12 protein-coding genes and 1 tRNA gene are annotated in these 14,107 nt (G+C 73.5%); 5 read left to right on the top strand and 8 right to left on the bottom strand.

Features of this window, described 5'->3' with window-relative positions; translation table 11 throughout:
* Positions 1 to 88 precede the first annotated feature (88 nt).
* Positions 89 to 1,021 (bottom strand): ectoine/hydroxyectoine ABC transporter substrate-binding protein EhuB, encoded by a 933-nt coding sequence (ehuB, locus tag ACO1BR_RS29570; protein ID WP_426798157.1) that lies wholly within the window; start codon positions 1,019 to 1,021, stop codon positions 89 to 91.
* Positions 1,022 to 1,128: 107 nt separating this feature from the next.
* Between ehuB and ACO1BR_RS29565 the strand changes: the two genes are divergently transcribed.
* Positions 1,129 to 1,629, top strand: a complete 501-nt coding sequence (locus ACO1BR_RS29565) for a DUF3830 family protein (protein WP_426798156.1) — start codon at positions 1,129 to 1,131, stop codon at positions 1,627 to 1,629.
* Positions 1,630 to 1,646: 17 nt separating this feature from the next.
* Here ACO1BR_RS29565 and ACO1BR_RS29560 read toward each other — a convergent pair whose 3' ends face one another.
* Positions 1,647 to 3,065, bottom strand: a complete 1,419-nt coding sequence (locus tag ACO1BR_RS29560) for an amidase (RefSeq protein ID WP_426798155.1) — start codon at positions 3,063 to 3,065, stop codon at positions 1,647 to 1,649.
* Positions 3,066 to 3,150: 85 nt separating this feature from the next.
* On the bottom strand, positions 3,151 to 4,125 hold the full coding sequence (locus tag ACO1BR_RS29555) for a D-2-hydroxyacid dehydrogenase (RefSeq protein WP_426798154.1): 975 nt from the start codon (positions 4,123 to 4,125) through the stop codon (positions 3,151 to 3,153).
* 207 nt (positions 4,126 to 4,332) lie between these two features.
* Between ACO1BR_RS29555 and ACO1BR_RS29550 the strand changes: the two genes are divergently transcribed.
* The 3 genes from ACO1BR_RS29550 to ACO1BR_RS29540 all read left to right on the top strand — a co-directional run bounded on the left by ACO1BR_RS29550 (position 4,333) and on the right by ACO1BR_RS29540 (position 7,388).
* Complete coding sequence (locus ACO1BR_RS29550) at positions 4,333 to 5,259, top strand: maleate cis-trans isomerase family protein (RefSeq protein WP_426798153.1); 927 nt, start codon at positions 4,333 to 4,335, stop codon at positions 5,257 to 5,259.
* A 104-nt stretch (positions 5,260 to 5,363) separates the two neighbouring features.
* Positions 5,364 to 6,089, top strand: coding sequence for a maleate cis-trans isomerase family protein (locus ACO1BR_RS29545; protein ID WP_426798152.1), 726 nt, complete (start codon positions 5,364 to 5,366; stop codon positions 6,087 to 6,089).
* A 153-nt stretch (positions 6,090 to 6,242) separates the two neighbouring features.
* Entirely contained in the window at positions 6,243 to 7,388 is a 1,146-nt protein-coding gene (locus tag ACO1BR_RS29540; protein WP_426798151.1) for an LLM class flavin-dependent oxidoreductase, read from the top strand.
* A gap of 27 nt (positions 7,389 to 7,415) precedes the next feature.
* On the opposite strand, the gene ACO1BR_RS29535 is transcribed toward ACO1BR_RS29540, so the two are convergent.
* Positions 7,416 to 9,248 (bottom strand): putative bifunctional diguanylate cyclase/phosphodiesterase, encoded by a 1,833-nt coding sequence (locus tag ACO1BR_RS29535; RefSeq protein WP_426798150.1) that lies wholly within the window; start codon positions 9,246 to 9,248, stop codon positions 7,416 to 7,418.
* Between the two features lie 403 nt (positions 9,249 to 9,651).
* On the opposite strand from ACO1BR_RS29535, the gene ACO1BR_RS29530 reads away from it, so the two are divergent.
* Positions 9,652 to 10,854 carry a M6 family metalloprotease domain-containing protein gene (locus ACO1BR_RS29530; RefSeq protein ID WP_426798149.1) on the top strand — a complete coding sequence of 401 codons (1,203 nt, stop codon included), beginning with the start codon at positions 9,652 to 9,654 and terminating at the stop codon, positions 10,852 to 10,854.
* Between the two features lie 58 nt (positions 10,855 to 10,912).
* On the opposite strand, the gene ACO1BR_RS29525 is transcribed toward ACO1BR_RS29530, so the two are convergent.
* The 4 genes from ACO1BR_RS29525 to ACO1BR_RS29510 form a co-directional block, all read right to left on the bottom strand.
* Positions 10,913 to 10,986, bottom strand: a tRNA-Lys gene (locus ACO1BR_RS29525).
* 56 nt (positions 10,987 to 11,042) lie between these two features.
* Positions 11,043 to 11,783 (bottom strand): bifunctional DNA primase/polymerase, encoded by a 741-nt coding sequence (locus ACO1BR_RS29520; RefSeq protein WP_426798148.1) that lies wholly within the window; start codon positions 11,781 to 11,783, stop codon positions 11,043 to 11,045.
* Positions 11,784 to 11,963: 180 nt separating this feature from the next.
* Entirely contained in the window at positions 11,964 to 12,347 is a 384-nt protein-coding gene (locus ACO1BR_RS29515; RefSeq protein ID WP_426798147.1) for a hypothetical protein, read from the bottom strand.
* A 361-nt stretch (positions 12,348 to 12,708) separates the two neighbouring features.
* The gene (locus ACO1BR_RS29510) at positions 12,709 to 14,076 is read right to left on the bottom strand and encodes an AAA domain-containing protein (protein ID WP_426798146.1); all 1,368 of its coding nucleotides are present in this window, start codon (positions 14,074 to 14,076) and stop codon (positions 12,709 to 12,711) included.
* Between the last annotated feature and the right edge of the window lie 31 nt (positions 14,077 to 14,107).

The following is a 14,107-nucleotide window of genomic DNA, read 5'->3' as shown; positions in this document are numbered from 1 at the left end:
GATTCGCTCGCTGCGCTCGCTCATGCCAGCACCTCGCTTCGCCCGCCCCCGTCTGCGCGAGGCGCGCACCTGTCAAAGATTCGCTCGCTCATGGCCGGCACTTCTCCTTGGCGGTGATCTCCGTCATCTGATGCTCGGTGAAGCCGAAGGGCCGCATGAGGTCCAGGAGTTCCCCCGATTTCTTCATCTTGTGCAGCTCGCGGTTGAAGGCGTCGCGCAGATTGGTCTCCGGCGTGCGGAACGCGAAGGCGCCGACGTCGATCACCGGCTTGCCCTTCATGAGCGGCGTGACCTCGGGCGTCGCCTCCGCCTTCGTGGTCCCCGACTGCCGTACGACGTTGCGCACCGTCACGGCCGTGCCGGCGAAGACGTCCACCCGGCCCTGCTCGACGGCCAGCAGACCGGCCAACTGGTCCGGCAGCGTGGTGATGTCCCTGACCCCGGCTTCCTTGGCGTAGCCGAGTTCGGCGTAGCCGACACCGGTGGCCATCCGCGCGCCGGTCCGCGCGATGTCCTGGTAGCTGCGCAGCTTCTTCGGGTTTCCCTTGGGGACGATGAAGGCGTCCAGCATCTGGTACTCGGGGTCGGCGAAGATGACCTGGGCGCAGCGCGCGGGGTTGATGTACATCCCGGCCGCGACCACGTCGAACTGCTGCGAGTTCAGCCCGACGATCAGCGAGCCGAAGTCCGTCGGAAAGGGCTCGACCCGCGGGACGCCGAGCCGCCGGAAGATCGTCCTGGCGATGGTGGGGGAGGAGCCGGTCATCGTGCCGTCGGTGCCGATGTAGCCGTAGGGCTGCTCGCCCGCCAGCCCCAGCGTGACCGAGCCCTTCTTGCGCAGCCGTTCCAGCAGATGCCCGCCGTCCGCGGCGTCGGCGGTCGGCACCCGGCTGCAGGCGCCGAGCGCTCCCATGGCACCCGCCGCGCCGAGCGCCGCCACCCCCGCGAGCAGCGAGCGGCGGCGGATGCCGCTGGTTCGTTGTCCTTGGTTGTCTGACGTGTTCCCCTGTGGTGGAGCCATGGGCGCGCGGCTACCCGAACCGTTCACACATATGCCGATCGTTTCCGGCCCGTCACGTGGGTGCGGGAGATGTTCCGTACGCCGGTATTGCCCCCTACGCTCGGGATATGACCGATCGCTTCATCGAAGTCTCCCTGGACAAGCGCGGCGTGAGCTGCACGGCCAAGTTGCTCGACGACCGCGCACCGATCACCTGCAATGCCGTCTGGGACGCGCTCCCTCTCGGCGGCGATGTCTACCACGCCAAGTACGCCCGCAACGAGATCTACACGCTGGTTCCGCCGTTCGCGCCGCAGGAGCCGCCGCTGGAGAACCCGACGATCACCCCGATCCCCGGCGACCTGTGCTACTTCACCTTCAGCGACACCCAGTTGGGCACCGCGTCGTACGGCTACGAGCAGGAGGCCAAGCACCAGGGCCGCGCCACCGTCGTCGACCTCGCACTGTTCTACGAACGCAACAACCTGCTGATCAACGGTGACGCGGGCTGGGTGCCGGGCATCGTCTGGGGCGCGGTCGTCGACGGCCTGGACCGGATGGCCGACGCCTGCCAGGACCTGTGGCGGGCCGGGGCCCTGGGGGAGACCCTGAACTTCCGCCGGGCCTGAGGAACCCCGGACACGACCTACGCGGCCGGGGGCGGGGGGATCTCCGCGGCCCCGGCCCCGTACAGCGCGTGCGCGACGCGCAGCACCAGCGCGTCCGCGTGCCGCGCGCCGACCAGCTGCACCCCGATCGGCAGCCCGTCGCCGTCCACCCCGCAGGGCAGCGTCGCGGCGGGCTGCTGGGTGAGGTTGAAGGGATAGGTGAACGGTGTCCAGCCTGTCCAGCGGGTGTGTCCGGAACCGGACGGCACTTCCGCGCCCGCCTCGAAGGCGGTGATCGGTTCGGTCGGCGTCACCAGCAGGTCGTAGCCGCGGTGGAAGCCGCCCATCGCCCGCCCCAGCGCCATCCGCACATCGACCGCCGCCAGATACTCCAGCGCGCTGTAGCGGGCACCCCGCTCGCAGATCTCCCGCAGCCCCGGGTCCAGCAGCGCCCGCTCCGCGTCCCCCAGCGGCTGCACCAGCCGAGCCGCGCCGCTGAACCACAGCGTGTGGAACGCCTCCACGGGATCCTCGACGCCCGGGTCGGCCTCCTCGACGTGCGCGCCGAGCCCGGCCAGCCGGTCCGCCACCCCGCGGACCGCCGCGGCGACCTCCGGAGCCACCGGGACGTCCCAGCCCAGCGACGGGCTGTAGGCCACCCGCAGTCCGGCCACCGGGCCGGCCAGCGCCTCCCGGAACGAGCCGGCCACCGGCCCCAGCTGCGACCAGTCCCGCCAGTCGGGACGGCAGACCACGTCCATCATCAGCGCCGCGTCCGCCGCGTCCCGGGTCATCGGACCGACGTGCGCCAGCGTCCCGAACGGGCTCGCCGGATAGTGCGGCACCCGCCCGTACGTCGCCTTGAGCGCGAAGATCCCGCAGAACGACGCCGGGATCCGCACCGAGCCGCCGCCGTCCGTGCCCAGGCTCAGCGGCCCCGCCCCCAGCGCCACCGCCGCCGCACTGCCGCCGCTGGAGCCGCCGGCGGTGCGCCGCGGATCGTACGGATTGCCCGTCACCCCGTGCCGCGGACTGTCGGTGACACCCTTCCAGCCGAACTCCGGTGTGGTCGTCTTGCCGACGAACACCGCGCCCGACTCGCGCAGCCGGGCCACCGCCGGCGCGTCCTCGTCCCAGACCGCACCCTCGGCCCGCACCGTCCGCGAGCCGCGCAGCGTCGGCGTGCCGCGGGTCAGCAGCACGTCCTTGACGGTCACCGGCACCCCGTCCACCGGCCCGGCCGGCTCCCCGCGCAGCCAGCGCTTCGCCGACTCCCCGGCGGCGGCCAGCGCCTCGTCCGCGGTGATCCGGGTGAAGGAGTTGGTGGCGGCCTGGGCGGCGGCGGCGCGCTCCAGTACGGCCGCGGTGACCTCCACGGGGGAGAACTCGCCGGCGGCGTAGCCGGCCGTCAGACGGGTGGCGGTGAGATCGGCGAGGGGGGTCGGTCCGTTCGTCATGCGTCCTCCGAGCGTCGGCGGCCCCGGGCGGGGCGGCGGGCGGGGCGCGGGCCCGCGGCGGCCCGCGGCGTCAGATCACCGGTGCTCACGTGACCGGTACGTACCCGAGCTGCTTGTCGACCACGTTGAGCAGCGGCTCGCCGGCCGCCCACCGGTCGAAGTTGTCCTGGAACTGGTCGGCGAGCGCGTCCCGCCAGCCCAGGGTGTCGCCGCTCATGTGCGGCGAGACGACCAGATGCGGCACGTCCCACAGCGGGCTGTCCGTGCCCAGCGGCTCGCGCTCGAAGACGTCCAGCGCCGCCGCCGCGATCCGCCAGCCGCGCAGCGCCGCCTCCAGCGCCGCCTCGTCGACCAGCGGCCCGCGCCCGACGTTGACGAACCGGGCGCGGCGCGGCATCCGCGCGAACGCCGCCGCGCCGAACAGGCCGCGGGTCTCCTCCGTCAGCGGCGCCGCGCAGATCACCCAATCCGCGTGCGGCAGCAGCCCGTTCAGCGCGCCGGCCGCATGGACCCGGCCGAACCGCGGATCCTCGGGCCGCTCCCGCCGGCCGACCAGATCCACCCTGACACCCAGTGCCAGCAGGGTGGTGCCGATGGCCCGGCCGATCGGCCCGGAGCCCACCACGACGGCGCGGGTGCCGGCCAGCCGCAGCGTCTCGCGGTGCTGCCAGCGCCGCTGCCGCTGCAGCTCCCAACTTCCGTAGAAGTCCTTGGCCATGGCGATCACCAGCCCGGCGACGTACTCGGCGATCGGCTGCTCGAAGACCCCGCGGGCGTTGGTGACGACGGTGTCGTCGGCGATCAGCGCCGGGCTCAGCAGCCGGTCCACGCCGGCGCTCGCGGTGTGCACCCAACGGGGGCGGGGGCCGCTCTCCGGCCACCGTTCACGGATCGCGTCGGAGGTGAAGTCCCAGGCCAACAGCACGTCGGCGGTGGGGAGTCGATCGGACAGCGCCGTCTCGTCGGTGAAGACCACCCGGGCCCGGCCGGCGAGCCGGTCCAGCTTCGGGGGAGGGTCGGAGCCGAGGACGAGAACGGTGCAGTCGGTGCGTGCGGACATAGGCCAGAAACCGTTCTGAAACGTGTGCCCCGTATGCAGGAAGAGGGCGCCGACAGATGCCTGAGATGCGAGGATTGACCACGCTAGGAAGTCGTATCTACCGTGTCAACAACGGCTCTGTCCCGACGTCCCGGCTTGTCCGGCTGCACCACCTCATCCGGCCACTGGCCTGGCCATTCCAGCCCTTCGTGTCTTCTAGGGGCCTTCATGGACGTCTCTTTCCTGGGTGGCCCACAGCCGCAGCTCGGCGTGGGCGTCGTCGCACCCTTCGACTTCGCGCTCGACCGGGAGTTGTGGCGCTGGGTCCCCGACGACGTGTCCCTCCACCTCACCCGAACCCCCTTCGTGCCCGTCGAGGTCAGTCTCGACCTGGCCCGTCTGGTCAGCGAGCACGAGACGCTGCACGCCGCCGTCGAGGCGCTGTGCGCGGTATCGCCCCAGGTCATCGCCTATGCCTGCACGTCCGGCAGCTTCGTCGGCGGCATGGCGGGCGAACGCGCGATGTGCGCGGCCATGTCGCAGGCGGGCGAGGTCCCCTCGCTCACCACCTCGGGCGCGATCATCGACGCACTCCGCGAGATCGACGCCCATCACATCGCCGTCGTCACGCCCTACACGAAATCGGTCACCGACTCCCTGGAGGACTATCTCGGCGAGGCGGGCATCACGGTCACCGGCCGCGCCTACCTCGGACTCACCCGGCACATCTGGAAGGTCCCCTACCGCGACGTCGTCGACATGGCCCGCGCGGCCGTCGTCGGCGGCCCCGAGGCCCTGTTCATCAGCTGCACGAACCTGCCCACCTACGACGTCATCCCGCAGCTGGAAGCCGAGCTGCGGATGCCGGTCCTGTCCGCCAATCAGGTCACGATGTGGGCCGCGCTGCGCGCCATCGGCGTACCGGCCGTCGGCGCGTACCAGGCGCTGCTCGACCCGGTGGCGCGGCGTGGGCCGGCGGCGATGACCGGCACGACCGGCATGACCGGCACTCAGCCGCCGCCCGCCGGCGGACCGGGCGCCACCCCCGAAGCCGCCTTCGCCGGACCCCCGGTCCCGCCCGAGGCGGACCCCGTCGACGGCACCGAACCGCCCCCGTACCTGCCCGACGACCCCGGACCCCAGCCCCCCGTGTGAGGCCGGTCCACCTCCGCCCCGCCCGCCCGCTGCCGGCGTCCCCCGCCGGCAGCCCGCCTCCCGCACCGCACCCCCGTACGCGCACCCGCAAGGGAGAGAACCGCATGGCATCGGTCGGCTTCCTCTACCCCGGCCACTCCGCCGAGGACGACTACCCCCGGCTCGAAGCGCTGCTGGGCGGCACCGTCCGCCTGCCGCTCGTGCACACCGACATCGGCGAGGACGCCCACCGCGTCGACGCCCTCCTGGAGATGGGCGCGGCCCCCCGGCTCGCCGCCGGCGTCGCCGCGCTCAGGGCCCGCGGCGCCGAAGCCGTCGTGTGGGCCTGTACCAGCGCCAGCTTCGTCTACGGCTGGGAGGGCGCCCAGCAGCAGGTGCGGGAGCTGTCGGCCACCGCCGGGCTGCCCGCCTCCAGTACGTCCTTCGCCTTCGCCCACGCCGTCCGGGCGATCGGCGCCCGCCGGGTCGCGATCGCCGCGACCTATCCCGACGACGTCGCCGAGTACTTCCACGCGTTCCTGAAATCCGCCGGCACGGAGGTCGTCGCGACCCGCGGCAGCGGCATCATCACCGCCGCCGAGGTCGGCACCTGGGGCCGCGACGAGGTGCTGGCCCTGGCCCGCGCCGGCGACCACCCCGACGCGGACGCCGTCCTGCTGCCCGACACCGCCCTGCACACCGCCGCCCATCTGCCCGCCCTCGAAGCGGCGCTCGGCAAACCGGTCCTCACCGCCAATCAGGTGACGGCCTGGGAGGGCCTGCGGCTGCTCGGCCGTACCCTCGCCTGCCCGGCACTGGGCTCGCTCTTCTCCCGGGCCGCCCGCGACTGACCGCGACCGGCCCCGGCGGGCACCGCCGGAACCGCCACCCCGGCTCGGGAATAACCGGAGAATTACTCCGGTTGTCCTCCTCGCAGACCCGCCGCGGCAGACCCGTGACGGGGACCGTGACGGCAGTTCAGCGACGCGAGGAGGACCCGCACCGTGAGCGGTGAAGACCAGCAGGCCCCGGGCAACGAAGGCGCGGCCGGCAGCGACGCCCCCGGGGTCGACGGGATCCGGGGCACCGCCCGGGGCACCGCGCCCGTCCCCCTGTCCGTGCTCGACCTGGTGACGGTCGGCGCCGGCAGCACCGCGACCGCCGCGGTCCGTACCGCCGTCGACATCGCCCGCACCGCCGAGCGCCGCGGCTACCACCGCTACTGGGTCGCCGAGCACCACTCCATGCCCGGCGTCGCCTCCTCCTCGCCGGCGGTGCTGCTCGCCCACCTCGCCGCGCACACCGAACGCATCCGGCTCGGCTCCGGCGGCGTCATGCTGCCCAACCACGCCCCCCTGGTCATCGCCGAGCAGTTCGGGACCCTGGAGGCGATGGCCCCCGGCCGCGTCGACCTGGGCCTGGGCCGCGCCCCCGGCACCGACGGCGCCACCGCCGCCGCCCTCCGCCGCACCGAGCGTCTGCAGGAGGGCGCCGATGAATTCCCGCAGCAGCTCGCCGAGTTGACGCGCTTCCTCGACGACTCCTTCCCCGACGGCCACCCGTACGCCCGGATCCACGCTGTCCCCGGCCCCGTCCAGGCCACCTCGCCCGGCGGCGTGCAGTCCCCGCACCGCCCGCCCCTGTGGCTGCTCGGCTCGTCCGGCTTCAGCGCCCGGCTCGCCGGCACCCTCGGCCTGCCGTTCGCCTTCGCCCACCACTTCTCTGCGGCCAACACCGTTCCCGCCCTCGACCTCTACCGCGCGTCCTTCCGCCCCTCCGAGGTCCTCGCCGAGCCCTACGCCCTGATCGGCGTCTCCGCGCTGGCCGCCGAGGACGAGCGGGAGACCCGCCGCCAGGTCCTCACCGGCGCACTGGCCATGCTCCGGCTGCGCACCGGCCGCCCCGGCCTGGTCCCCACGCCCGAGGAGGCCGCCGCCCACCGCTTCGGCGACATCGAGCGCGACTTCGTCGACACCTGGCTCGGCAACGTCGTCCACGGCACCCCCGACGCCGTCCGCCAGGGCCTCGACGACCTCGCCAAGCGCACCGGCGCCGACGAGTTGATGCTCACCGCCAACGCCCACACCGGCGCGGTCCGGCGCCGCTCGTACGACCTCATAGCCGACGCCTACGGACTCCCGCGGGGCTGACGCCCGCCGCCGGCACGGGGCGCGCGGTCAGCCGCAGGCGCGCCCCGCGTCCAGCAGCGCCTCCACCCGGTCCGGCGCCACCGGCCGGGAGTAGAGCCACCCCTGCCCGGTGTCGCAGCCGATGCGGCGCAGCCGCTCGGCCTGCTCGGCGCTCTCGACGCACTCCGCGGTGACGGTGAGGCCGAGCCGGTGCGCCAGCGCGACCAGCGCCTCCACGATCATCTCGTCCGCCGGGTTCGGGTGCTCCTGCGACCGGAAGCCGTGGACGAACGACCCGTCCAGCTTCAACACGGACACCGGCAGCCGGCTGAGATAGGCGAGGTTGGAGTAGCCGGTGCCGAAGTCGTCGATGGCGATCCGTACGCCCATGTCGCTGAGCGCCTGCAGCGCCTGCAGCGGCCGGCCGGCCGAGCCCATCACCGCCGACTCGGTCAGCTCCAGCTGGAGCAGCCGCGGCGGCAGCCCGGTCTCCGCCAGGATCCCGGCGACATCGGCCACCAGGTCGGAGTCCCACACCTGACGTACGGCCACATTCACGCTGACGAACAGCGGCTGGCCGCCGGGGTGCGCCAGCTGCCAGGCCCGCGCCTGATAGCAGGCCCGCTCCAGCACCCAGCGCCCCAGTTCGACGATCGCGCCGTTCTCCTCTGCCAGCGCGATGAACCGATTCGGCGACAGCACCCCGAACTGCGGGTGCCGCCAGCGCACCAGCGCCTCCACGCCCTGCGCCCGGCCGTCCCCCAGCCCGACCAGCGGCTGGTACTCCAGGGTGAACTCACCGCGGTCCACGGCCGGCCGCAGCGTGCTGGACAGCGCCTGCCGGGTCATCCGGTGGGCGTTGCGCTCCGGGTCGAAGAGCGTCCAGCGGGCCTTGCCGTCCTCCTTGGCCCAGTACAGCGTGGTGTCCGCGGCCTGCATCAGCCCGGTCGCCGTCGTGCCGCTCGCGGTCCGCTCCACGACGCCGATGCTCGCCGACACCGACAGCCGCTGCCCGGCCAGGTCGAAGGGCCGCTGCAGCGCGTCCAGGACGCACTGCGCCAGCTCGGCCACCTGGTCGGTGCCGGTGGAGTCCTCGACCAGCAGCGCGAACTCGTCGCCGCCCAGCCGCGCCACCAGGTGCCCGCCGCGGCCCGGACCGCGGTCCGCGGAGCTCTCCGCACAGCGCGTCAGCCGCTGCGCCACGGCGCTCAGCAGCCGGTCGCCGACGCGGTGCCCGAGGGTGTCGTTGACGGCCTTGAAGCCGTCCAGGTCGAGGTAGCACAGCCCGATGCGGCCGGTGCCGGCCGGCTCGAAGGCGGCCGTCTCCAGGGCCGCGCTGAGCCGCTCGAAGAACAGCGCCCGGTTGGGCAGCCGGGTCACCGGATCGTGCATCTGCAAATGCCGCAGCCGGGCCAGCAGATCGTGCCGGTCGCTGATGTCCGATACCGACAGCAGCACCCGCTCCTCGCCGCCCGCCGGTCCGTCGGTCACCGGCTCGACGGTCACCTCCACCCATACGGAGTTCCCGTCGGACTGTTTGAGGCGGCGGGTGCAGCGCAGCCGGTCGCTGCGGCCGCACAGCACCTCGCGGTAGGCGGTCCACACCCGGGGGTCGGCGCCGAGGTCGGTGAGGTCGGCGGCGGTGGCCGCGACCAGGTCGTCCGGGTCGGCGCCGACCAGTTCGCCGAAGGCCGGGTTGGCGGCCAGCACCAGCCCGTCGCGGTTGAGGACCGCCATCGGGTGCCGGGAGGCGTGGAAGGCGGCGCGGTAGTCGCCGAGTGAGGCGGCGGTGTCGTCGCAGCGCGCCGAACCGTCGCACGGCGCCGCCGGGGTGGTCCGGTCGGTGCCGGATTCTTTGGTCGTACCATCACGCTCGGTCACCGAGGGCAGTGTCGCTCCCGGCGTGCGGCCCGTACCGTCGGGGTGTCCGCTCACTGCTCGCTCCCGCATGGCGCTTGTCTCGTGACGGAGGGGGGACCTCGCGCTGGAAAGTGTGGCGATCATAGAGGCTGGCGCAACGGCCGATCCAGCGACGTAGCCGTGACCATCCGCACGCATGACGGAACTTCAGCCATTTCTGCCCGGCTCTGTTCGCACCGTTTGCCCCTTTGGTCGCTTGTGACTTTCCGTTACGGGACACAGGGGACTCGCCGGTCACTCATATGGGGTTCCAGAACAGGACGAATAGCATTAAATCGCCTCAGGGTAGGTGGGTGTCCCGAATCCGTCCCTGGAGGTCCATGTGCTGCGCCGCCAGACCCCCCGGGGGGTGGACAGCCGCCGAATGCGGCGCATCGCAGCCGTTCTCACCTCCCTGACCGCGCTGATCGCGACCTCCATCGTGGCCGGTCCGGCCACTGCTTCCGAGGCTTCCCTCTCCTGCGCCCTGGGACGCACCGACGCCCACCACTCCGAAGGCGTCGACGGCTGGAACGACGCCTACCCGCGCCCGAATCGCACCCTTGACGCGGTGATGATTTTTCTGTCGTTTCCGGACGCCCGCCCCACGACCACCCCGCAGCAGCTCTCCGGGGACTACTTTCCCGCCACGTCCCGCTTCTTCGACCGCGCCTCCTACGGCACCTTCACATTGCGCCCGCACATCCAGAATCACTGGGTCCGGATGCCGCACCCGTCCACCTCGTACGGGATACAGCGCGACTGGGATTCCGGCCGGCGCGCCGGCTACCTCCGCGACGCGGTCGCCGCCGCGCACCCCTCGGTCGACTTCAGCCGCTACGACCTGGTCTACCTCGTCGCCGACCCGGGCGCCCCCGGCGTCGACTCGGACGCCACCAAGGTCGTCAACCTCGACGAGCCGATGCAGGTCGACGGCGTCGAGCTGCGCCGCTTCGTCACCGTCTTCGAGCACAGCCCGCCCGACCGCAACGTCCTCGCCCACGAGACCGGCCACGTCTTCGACCTGCCCGACCTCTACCACCGCCCCCAGCAAGGCAAGCGCGACTGGGACACCTATGTAGGGGACTGGGACCTCATGGGCAGCCAGTTCGGGCTGGCCCCCGAACCCTTCGCCTGGCACAAATGGCGCCTCGGCTGGATCACCGACGGCCAGGTCGACTGCGTCGAGCCCGCCCACCCCACCATGCACGCGCTGCGCACCCTGTCCGCCCCCGAGGAACCCGGCGACCGCCACCGCACCCGCCTCCTGGTCGTCCGCACCGGCCGGGACAGCGCGCTCGCCATGGAGGCCCGCGGCGCCGTCGGCAACGACCGCAACATCTGCACCGAGGGCATCCTCGTCTACCGGGTGCTCAGCGGAACCGCGTCCGGGTCCGGCCCGGTCCAGGTGCTGGACGGCCACCCCGGCACCTCGGCCTGTTGGGGCACCTCCGTCTACCCGCCGCTCGCCGACGCCCCCCTGGGCGTGGGGGAGAGCATGAACGACACCCGGGACGGCGTACGCGTCCAGGTGCAGGGGCGGACGGCCGGCGGGGACTGGGTGGTCAAGGTGAGCCACAGTTCCTGACCGGCGCGGAACGGACACGACGAAGGCCCCCACCGGAGTGGGGGCCTTCGTCTGTCGGTGCGCCGCCAGGGACTCGAACCCCGGACCCGCTGATTAAGAGTCAGCTGCTCTAACCAACTGAGCTAGCGGCGCCTGCTGACGGGGAAAACATTAGCATCCTGGCCGGGGAGGGCAAAAATCGATTCCCCTCAGCCCCGCGTGGCCGTGGTATCCAAGGGCTGAGCAGCGCTTTCGCGGTGCGTGCGGGCGCCTTCCCGGTCGGCCGCGAGCGTGCTCCGCGCCGCCCCCACGCAGGCCCACAGCAGGATGTCCGGGCCGGGCAGCCAGGGGGCGCGCACATCGGGGGCGACCAGCCAGCGGGACGCGCCGGACGCGGCCGGGTCGTCCTCGGCGGCGGCGCCGGGCGTATGGGGGCGGGGGTGCAACGCCGGGACCGTCACCGCGTCGCCGCCGCCGTGGCACAGCAGCGGCGGCACCGCCGCGGCCCACTCCTCCCAGGCCAGCAGCGCGGGCAGTCGCTGGGCGGTGCCCGGCGCGGCGAAGATCAGCAGCCGCCCGCGGTGTACGGCCACCGGCCCCGAGCCCGGTCCCGCCGACCACAGCCGGTCCGCCATGCGCCGCCCGAAGAGCACCGGCGCGTTGATCACGTCGAAGACGGCGCCGCACGGCAGCACGCTCGGCGCCGTGGGCCGCTCCGCCCACAGGGCGTGCATGCTGCCGGGGTACGGGCTCGCCGAGGCGAGCCAGTCGGCGCCGGCGAGCGTGACGTACGCGGTGGTGGGGAGGGCCGGGGCCCGGGTGGTCCCGGGCGGCCGGCCGCGCAGGCCGGGTCCCCCCGGCCTCCGGCCCGGGGGACCCCCGTGCTCCGCTCGTCCCCGCCTGTGCGAGGCACGCCCCTCATGGTCGACCGACTCGCTGTGCTCGCTCATGCGGACAGGTCTACCGAGGCATCGCGTACCGGCAGGGCTGATTGGCGGAAACCGGGACAGGACGGTACGGCAGGGAGTATCTTCCGCTCCCCGCATATGCCAGCGGCTCATGATCTTGGACCATGAGCCGTCGTGGGGTGGGTGGGGCCGGAGTGCCTCCTGGGGGGCTGGTTCCCGGGGTCAGTCCATGTCGCCCAGCACCGCGCTGCCGCTGCGCATCAGGCTGCGGCCGAACTCGACCATCTTCTGCGCGTAGTCCTCGGTCCACTCCGCCCGCTCGGCGAGCACCGACAGCGGCAGCCGGTCGAAGCGGCGGGGGTCGGTCAGCTGGGCGGCGGCGACCGCCTGGAACTCCGTGGCGCGGTCGGCCGCCGCCCGGAACGCGAGCGTCAGCTCGGTCGCCCGGCCCAGCAGCGCGCCGGGATCCTCCATCGACTCCAGGCCGAAGAAGTGCTCGGGGTCGGCGGTGGCCTCGGGGGGCTCGAAGAGCAGCTGCGCGGGCTTCATGCGCCGGTAGCCGGACGCCGTACCGCGGGGATCGGGAGCCGGTCGCGGCTCGGACATGTACCTACCTCCAGGGTTGTCTGCCGCATTCCATTGTCCCGCCGTGCGCAAGTAGGCCCCCTGGTGAGTGATCCGCCCGCCCCGGGGGCCGGTCGGCCGGGTGCCGGCGGTCGGGGTGCCGGTGGGGTGGTCACGGGCGCCGGGTGGCGTGGCCCACAGGCCGGTAGCCGGACCGGTGGCCCGTAGCGCTCAGATCCGCCACCTCACCCGGTGTTCCGCGAGGTGGGCGAGGACGGCGTGGTCGGCCTCCCAGCCGTCCGGGCCGTTCCCCTTGGCCGCCTCCGGCGGCGTGCCGGACTCCGTCCTGCGAAGTGGCGGCGACGAGCTCGGCGCTCGTCGGCCGGGTGCCGGGGCGCGACGGTCAGGGACGCCAGACCACCCGGTGCTCGGACCAGTGATCCCATGTGGACATCATGGCCTCCCAGCCGTCCGGGAACTTGACCGTGACGCCCAGCTGGACCGGCTCCGTCGAGGGGTGCTCGTCCAGGAGGTCGGCGACGCCGGCGCGGGAGACGACGAGGCAGGCGTGGCGGTGGCGGGAGGCGAGCACGCAGAGCCGGCCGGTCTCCAGGTGGAAGGCGGTGGCGTCGGGGCGCCCGGAGAGCGGGTGCAGGACGACGGTGACGTCGAACTCGCGGCCCTGGAGGCGGTTGGCGGTGTCCACCGCGACACCGGTCACGCCCAGCCCGGCGAGGGCCGCGCGGACCGCCGCGGCCTGGTCCCGGTGCGCGGTCCCGACGGCGATCCGGGCGGGGGTGAGCGGTGCCGGATCGGCGGAGTTCTCGCTCGTGGCGGCACCGCCGCGGTCCAGGAGGCGGCGGACGGCGAGCGCCACGGCCCGGACCGCCTCCGGGTCCGTACGGGGCGTGTGGCGGGCGGGGAGTTCGAGCAGTCCCCAGCCCGTCTCGGCCGCCTCGTCCAGGGCGCGGTCCACGGCCGACCCGTCGCCCGGTACGCCGAACGCCAGCCGCCGGTCGCCGTGGCCGGTGCCGCTGCGGAACGGCGTGTACGGGTAGAAGGCGCGGGAGACCAGGGGCGCGGCGGAGGCCGGCAGCCGCCAGGAGACCGGAAGGCGGTGCTGGGGCAGGTCGGGGTTGTGGGCGAGGAGGGTGGAGACGGCGCTGGCGGAGGGGTCGTAGGCGAGACCGGCCCACTGCTCGGCGCCCACGATGCTGAACGGGTCCAGCTGGCCCGGGTCGCCGACGAACAGCGCGCGCTCGAAGAGCCCGGCGACGCTCAGCAGCGCGTCGGAGCGCATCTGGTACGCCTCGTCGACGATGGCGTGCCGCCAGGGCTCGTCGACCTTGGTGTAGGCCCATTTCGCGGCGGTGGACACGACGACGTCCATCCCGGCGAGGTCGGCGATCCGGGCGGAGGTGCGGACGGCGGGGAGTTCGGCGAGCGCGGGGTCGAAGGAACCCGGCTCGCTGCTGTGCAGACGGCCCACGGGGAGGTCGGGGTCCTTGCCGGCCAGCCGGAGGACCAGGTCGTCGACCTGGGCGTTGGTCTGCGCGACGACCATCAACGGGCGCCCCGCGGCGGCCAGTTCGCGGGCGGCGCGGACGACGAGGGTGGACTTCCCGGCGCCCGGCGGGGAGTCCACCACGACGCCGCGGTGGGTGCTGTGGAGGGTGTCGTGCAGGATCGCTTCGGTCGCGCGGCCGGCCGCGGCGCCGGGGTCGAAGGGCTGCCGGACGCCGCCCGGCCGGTCGTGGTGAAGGTCCGTCATACCGCGGCGCCTGCCGGGGAGTCGGCGGAAC

This window comes from Streptomyces sp. YGL11-2 (assembly GCF_050054615.1).
GTDB lineage: Bacteria > Actinomycetota > Actinomycetes > Streptomycetales > Streptomycetaceae > Streptomyces.
Note: the sequence above shows the minus strand (reverse complement) of the source record. Positions and strands in the feature narration are given on the sequence as shown.

Bases quoted from the DNA above. Each gene is read 5' to 3' on its own strand.
- ehuB (WP_426798157.1), bottom strand. From the start codon at position 1,021: ATGGCTCCACCACAGGGGAACACGTCAGACAACCAAGGACAACGAACC.
- ACO1BR_RS29565 (WP_426798156.1), top strand. From the start codon at position 1,129: ATGACCGATCGCTTCATCGAAGTCTCCCTGGACAAGCGCGGCGTGAGC.
- ACO1BR_RS29560 (WP_426798155.1), bottom strand. From the start codon at position 3,065: ATGACGAACGGACCGACCCCCCTCGCCGATCTCACCGCCACCCGTCTG.
- ACO1BR_RS29555 (WP_426798154.1), bottom strand. From the start codon at position 4,125: ATGTCCGCACGCACCGACTGCACCGTTCTCGTCCTCGGCTCCGACCCT.
- ACO1BR_RS29550 (WP_426798153.1), top strand. From the start codon at position 4,333: ATGGACGTCTCTTTCCTGGGTGGCCCACAGCCGCAGCTCGGCGTGGGC.
- ACO1BR_RS29545 (WP_426798152.1), top strand. From the start codon at position 5,364: ATGGCATCGGTCGGCTTCCTCTACCCCGGCCACTCCGCCGAGGACGAC.
- ACO1BR_RS29530 (WP_426798149.1), top strand. From the start codon at position 9,652: ATGCGGCGCATCGCAGCCGTTCTCACCTCCCTGACCGCGCTGATCGCG.
- ACO1BR_RS29520 (WP_426798148.1), bottom strand. From the start codon at position 11,783: ATGAGCGAGCACAGCGAGTCGGTCGACCATGAGGGGCGTGCCTCGCAC.
- ACO1BR_RS29515 (WP_426798147.1), bottom strand. From the start codon at position 12,347: ATGTCCGAGCCGCGACCGGCTCCCGATCCCCGCGGTACGGCGTCCGGC.
- ACO1BR_RS29510 (WP_426798146.1), bottom strand. From the start codon at position 14,076: ATGACGGACCTTCACCACGACCGGCCGGGCGGCGTCCGGCAGCCCTTC.